The 6,000-nt window shown below is 43.0% G+C and carries 4 protein-coding genes; 2 read left to right on the top strand and 2 right to left on the bottom strand.

Annotated features, from left to right (window positions below; all coding sequences use genetic code 11):
• Nucleotides 1-88: 88 nt before the first annotated feature.
• Both ACT3TU_RS05715 and rnr read left to right on the top strand, forming a co-directional pair.
• Nucleotides 89-1,333 (top strand): toxic anion resistance protein, encoded by a 1,245-nt coding sequence (locus ACT3TU_RS05715; protein ID WP_192523955.1) that lies wholly within the window; start codon nucleotides 89-91, stop codon nucleotides 1,331-1,333.
• A 144-nt stretch (nucleotides 1,334-1,477) separates the two neighbouring features.
• Nucleotides 1,478-3,772, top strand: a complete 2,295-nt coding sequence (rnr, locus tag ACT3TU_RS05710; protein WP_192523956.1) for a ribonuclease R — start codon at nucleotides 1,478-1,480, stop codon at nucleotides 3,770-3,772.
• A gap of 88 nt (nucleotides 3,773-3,860) precedes the next feature.
• Here rnr and ACT3TU_RS05705 read toward each other — a convergent pair whose 3' ends face one another.
• Both ACT3TU_RS05705 and ACT3TU_RS05700 read right to left on the bottom strand, forming a co-directional pair.
• The gene (locus ACT3TU_RS05705; protein ID WP_192523957.1) at nucleotides 3,861-4,163 is read right to left on the bottom strand and encodes a hypothetical protein; all 303 of its coding nucleotides are present in this window, start codon (nucleotides 4,161-4,163) and stop codon (nucleotides 3,861-3,863) included.
• 85 nt (nucleotides 4,164-4,248) lie between these two features.
• Nucleotides 4,249-5,928 (bottom strand): mechanosensitive ion channel family protein, encoded by a 1,680-nt coding sequence (locus tag ACT3TU_RS05700; RefSeq protein ID WP_192523958.1) that lies wholly within the window; start codon nucleotides 5,926-5,928, stop codon nucleotides 4,249-4,251.
• Between the last annotated feature and the right edge of the window lie 72 nt (nucleotides 5,929-6,000).

Below are 6,000 nucleotides of genomic sequence, written 5' to 3'. Positions count from 1 at the left end.
AACAATTAAGAGCATAACAACAATCAATACCACGACTATCCCTGTCGGTGATAACCACATTACCTTTTTAAATATTATAGGAAACTTTATGCAAGAGTTAACCCCACCTGAAAATAGTTCTACGCCAAGCATCACCTTGTCCGCCCCTGAGCCTGTAAAAGAAGTACAAAAAAGCGAAGCCGATCAGATGGTCAAGCTGGATGAGAGTCAAATCCCAGAACTCGATGCCAAAGTTGATGCCTTTGTCGATCACGTCATCAATAATTCGGTGCACAGTTCTGAATTTCAGCAAAACGTACAATCTATACATAACTTGGGTACCAAAGAGATTCGCGAATCTGCACAAGTCTCTAACCGTATGTTAGATTTGCCAGCAAAAAGTCTCAATGACAGCCTGTTTGATAACTCCCCTATCGCCAAGTCTTTAACCGAGCTACGCGGTATCGTTGAAGACTTAGACCCGAGTAAAAAAGAGCTGACCAGCTCGCGTAAGCTCTTCGGCCTCATTCCTTTTGGTAATAAAGTACAAGATTACTTTCGCCAATACGAGTCGGCACAATCTCATATCAATGCGGTTGTGACCAGTCTATATAATGGTAAAGATGAGCTGCTTAAAGACAATGCCATGATTGAGCAAGAAAAAGTCAATATGTGGGAGTTGATGCAATCTATTCGTCAGTACGTTTATGTCGGCAAAAAAATCGACGAGCAGCTAGAACAAAAGGTTTATGCTATTGAAGCGACTGACCCTGAAAAAGCGCGTATTATTAAAGAAGAGATGTTGTTTTATGTGCGCCAAAAAAATACTGACTTTTTGACCCAATTAGCAGTAAACGTCCAAGGTTATTTAGCACTGGATACCATTCGCCGTAATAATCTAGAGCTGATTAAAGGGGTGGATCGCGCGACGACAACCACTGTTTCTGCGCTGCGTACCGCCGTTGTGGTAGCTCAAGCCATGACCAATCAAAAACTGGTACTTGATCAAATCACTGCTTTGAACAAAACCACTAGCAGCCTGATTGAATCGACCTCAGCGATGCTGAAACGCCAATCGGGCGAGATTCATGAGCAAGCCACCAGCAGCAGCATTGAGCTTGATAAATTACAAAATGCCTTCAATAACGTCTATGATACGATGGATATGATTAGCAACTACAAAATTGAAGCCCTAGAAAACATGAAACAAACGGTCAACACCTTGACCTCCGAGGTTGATAAAGCCCAAAAATACCTAGATAAATCGAATCAAACCACAGTGCTTGAAGTGTCAAAAGAAATAGACACTAAAAAGATAAACAATAAATCAAGTACGGTCGATGTCGATATTTGATTTATCTCGACAGCGGTTACTTATCAAAGGTGACCGCTCCTCCTCGCTACCAGACACACATAAGACAATTGACGCAAGATATTACAACGTCGTTCGTGTTAAGATAGCTACTATTAATAATTTTAAAAATAGATACGGTAATTTATGAGTTGGAATGATCCAAACGCCTCAAGCGAGGCAAAAAGATATGACAATCCCATCCCTAGTCGTGAGCTGATACTCAGCACGATTACTGAACATGGCGAAGTCACGCATCAACAATTGGCAAAAGCCTTTAATATTGATGACCCAGACCAGTTTGACGCGTTAGGAAATCGCCTAAAAGCGATGGCACGTGATGGACAAGTAAACCGCGACGGTCGTCCTTATCGCTATCGCACCGTGACCCAGCAAGATATCGTCACCGGTACGGTTTCTGCCCACCCAAAAGGTTTTGGCTTTGTACTATTAAGTGATATGCCAGATTTGTTTTTACATGAAAAGCAAATGCGCTGGGTGTTTAATGGCGATACCGTAGATGCAGTCGGTACTTCCACAGACAATCGTGGTCGTACGGAAGGACGTATCGTTGATGTCGTCGAACGTCGCCAAAACAACTTTATTGGTACATTAGCACGTGATGAAGATGGCTATTGTGTCGAGCTTGGTAGCCCAAACAATCATCAACCGATTACCGTCACTGACGATAATGTGCAAGCACTTAATGTCAAACAAGGTGCGCCTGTCAAGGTTGATATCATTGATTGGCCAAACCAGCATGAATTTGCCACTGGCAAAATCACTGAAGTATTGTCTGATGACAACGACCGCGAATTGATTATTGAGACAACCCTTCTCAACTATGATATTCCGTCAGAATTTAATGAAGCGGCGTTAGAGCAAGCCAATGCGTATCAAGAGCCTACTGCCAAAGACTTAAAAGGTCGTACCGACTTACGTGATCTAGCACTTATCACCATTGATGGTGAAGATGCACGTGATTTTGATGACGCTGTATTTGCTGAAAAACGCTCTGGTGGTAACTATCGTGTATTAGTTGCGATTGCTGATGTGAGTTATTATGTCACGCCAAACTCGCCACTTGATCAAGACGCTTATGAGCGCGGTACATCAGTCTATTTCCCCCACCGTGTGATTCCAATGCTACCAGAAGTATTGTCTAACGGTCTTTGTTCATTGAATCCTGAGCGTGATCGCCTTTGTATGGTTGCCGATATTAAAATATCTCGTGCTGGCAAAATTACCAGTTATGAGTTTTATCCAGGTGTGATGCATTCACAAGCGCGTCTGACTTATAACCAAGTAAATGCTTATTTTGATAACCCAAAAGACGACAATGTACCTAAGTCGTTAACGGGTAATAAAGCGGTCAAAAAATCTGTTGATACCTTAAGCCAATTGTATGAGCTACTGCTCAAAAAGCGTGAAGAACGCCATGCAATGGAATTTGAGACTGTTGAGACTTATATTAAGTTTAACGAAAAAGGTGGTATTGAAGCCATCTTACCGCGTACTCGTGGCGATGCTCAAAAACTTATTGAAGAGTGTATGCTGCTCGCCAATACGTGTGCCGCAAACTTTGCGCTAAAAAATGAGCTGCCAGTCTTGTATCGTAACCACGATAAGCCTGATGGCGAAAAGTCGATGCGTATCCATGAATATGCAAAAAACTTCGGTCTAAGCTTCCCAGAAGAAGGCCCAACCCAAGCCGATTATCAGCGTATTATCGAAGCGACCAAAGACCGACCAGATGCGATTAGTATTCATAGCATGCTGCTGCGTTCAATGATGCAAGCGAACTATTCGCCTGACAATATCGGTCACTTTGGTTTGGCTTATGACGAATATAGCCACTTTACCTCGCCGATCCGTCGTTATCCTGACTTAATGTTGCATCGTGCGATCAAAGCGCAAGTAACTAATAGTAAGCAGCCAGTGATGGACTTCTCTCTTGAAGGTGCTGGTACGCAAACGTCTGATACAGAGCGCCGCGCAGAAAAGGCCTCACGCTATGTAGAATCTTGGCTCAAATGTCATTATATGAAAGATCATGTCGGCGAAGAGTTCGAAGGCGTGGTGACTACAGTGACTAGCTTCGGTTTGTTTGTTACGCTGACTGACCTTTACATTGATGGTTTGGTGCATATCTCCAATGTTGGTGATGACTTCTTTGTCTATGATGAGCAGCAACAGCAGCTGATCGGTAAAGACAAAGGCACGTTATTCGGACTTGGCGACTCAGTCAAAGTAAAAGTGGCTGGCGTGAACATGGACCTATTACAAATTGACTTTGATTTAAAAGCTAAGCTGCAATCTAGCGAAATGAATCAAACCAAAAAAGGTTCCTCTAAGAAAAGCACCGATAAAAAAGACACTGATAAGAAAAGCCCCGCTAAAAAAACAGCTAGCCGCAGTAAAGGCGCTAGTAAGAAAAGCTAGGTTTAACAACAACGTCAAATAATAAAAAAGGCTAACGTTATCGTTAGCCTTTTTTATGCTTAATTTTTATGACAGCTGGTTTTTAAAGCTACTCTGCACTGCCCATCTGGTCTAAGCGTTGTTGATCCGCTTGTTGTGCTTGCTCTATTTGAGTCGTTGCGCTATCAAGGATGGCTTTGGGCTGTTTGCCAAGAGGTTGGCTGGCGATATCGGTCGAGCTATTTGCTACCTTGTCCGTCTCAGTTATAGCCTTGCTAGGAGACTGCTCAGACGTCGCATTGCTCACGATTACTTCTCTATTTTTCTCACGTTGATTGCCATTAATGAGGTTAAAGCCAAGTAGTGCCACCATGCCGACCAGCGCGAATATAATCAGATGTTTCATTTGCATAAAATGTCTCGTATATTTGGATAATTATTTACATATACGTTTTACTGCATTTTTTATGCCCATTTTTAATATTTATCAGTCATTCTTATTCTTGCGGGCTATTACTATTCAATAGATCTGTCTCACCTGTATTATCAGCAATTTCTTGTTCGACTTTTTCCATCAGTTTTTCGTCAGGGCGTGCATCAAGCACTTCATTGGCGTTAGGGCTTTGTAGGATTTGCTTAGCACGGGCTTTGGCTTGTTTTTTATCTTTGTCATCCACAGTGCTTTCATCGATAATAGTATCGTCTACTTGCTCAGGTGTGGTCGGCGTAACCGTCATCTCTGAGCCAGATTTTTTACTGTCACTTGTATTTTGAATGTGCTCAAGTGCCTTTTCAACTTTATGATTAAAGCGTAAGCGGTAGATAGGTTCAGGTAAACTAAAGCCTTCGTTTTCTAAGGCATGTTTGGTCTCTCGAATGGCAATACTACGCGCTTTAAAAAAGTCAGTCTCTGTTTGGTTAACCCATACTTGAAACTCAAGAATAATGTTAGAGTCACCAACATTGGCGATGACCGCAATCGCTTTTGGCTCATCTAACACAAACGCTAAGCTATGTAGCGCATCCAGTCCCACTTTGATAGCCGCTAACGGATCGTCATTGGCATCAACGCCAAGCTCAAAGGTAAAGCGCCGTTCGGGGTTTTTGGTATAATTCAGAATGGTGGCTTTAAATACTTCAGCGTTAGGAATGCGCAGCTGATTACCGTCCAGCGTCATTAAAATGGTTGCTCGTGAGGTCAGACGTACCACGATACCTTCTTTATCGTTGATGACAATTTGGTCACGCGCCCGAAATGGCTGACGAATACTAAGCAGTAAGGAGGCAATATAGTTCTCAATACTGTCTTTTACCGCAAAACCTACCGCAATGCCGATAACACCTGCCCCGCCAAGTAGCGTTCCTAAAATAGTCTCCGCCCCTACCAAACTCAATGCTAATATCAAACCGACAATAATAAAAACAACTTTAATGGTTTGTGATAATAGCTCAGCGACGAATGGATTGGGTGTTAGGCGTTGCCACATCTTTTGTCGATGCGATAACCAACTGCCAAGCCATGCCACCAAACCAAATATTACAATACCAACGCCTAGTAACGGCAAGGCTTTAATGAAGGTTCTGAACTGGGCTTTTAATCCTTGATATACTGTTGTGACGTTGTCTTGTACGTCTAAAGTGCGATTAATCTTATCTTCTACAGTGACCACATCTGTTAAGCGGTTGGTGAGATTGATCGCTTGCTGCGCTTTTTTCTCGTTTGGCGTCTCCCCTGTTAAGGTGACAACACCTTGGGTGACGTCGATATTGACCGCTTGCAGACCTTCTATCTCAGAAAAAATACCACTGATACGTTGACCAATCTCGTTGTCTTTTTGCGGGGTGGGGGTCGTTTCAATCTGAGCATTATTGGTACTTTCGCCAATGATAACCGGTGGCGGTTTGACAGGCTCAGTAACGGAGGCGCTAGGCGCAACTGAATTATCAATTGTTGCCTTCGCGCTATCGTCTATAGCGGCTTCTGTACTAGGAGTTAATACCGTCTCCGGTAACCCTAACGCCTTTGCGGTATCTGCTATTATACTATCGGAGGTATTACCTTCAGTTTCAGCAGCAGCATAAGCCGGCAAAGTAAAAAAGAGGCTTAATAACAACACTATCTGACCCCACGCTGTTAAAGAACAGCGCTTCAGTGGTCGGTCAATGTAAGTGGCCATAAGCATCCTTTGCTATAGTCAATCCTATATAAATCGGATACGGTGTCAGACTCGCTCAGTCTACTATTCGTA

Origin of the sequence: Psychrobacter sp. AOP3-A1-26, assembly GCF_052378235.1 — a bacterium.
Lineage (GTDB): Bacteria > Pseudomonadota > Gammaproteobacteria > Pseudomonadales > Moraxellaceae > Psychrobacter.
This window is presented reverse-complemented; position numbering and strand designations above follow the sequence as displayed.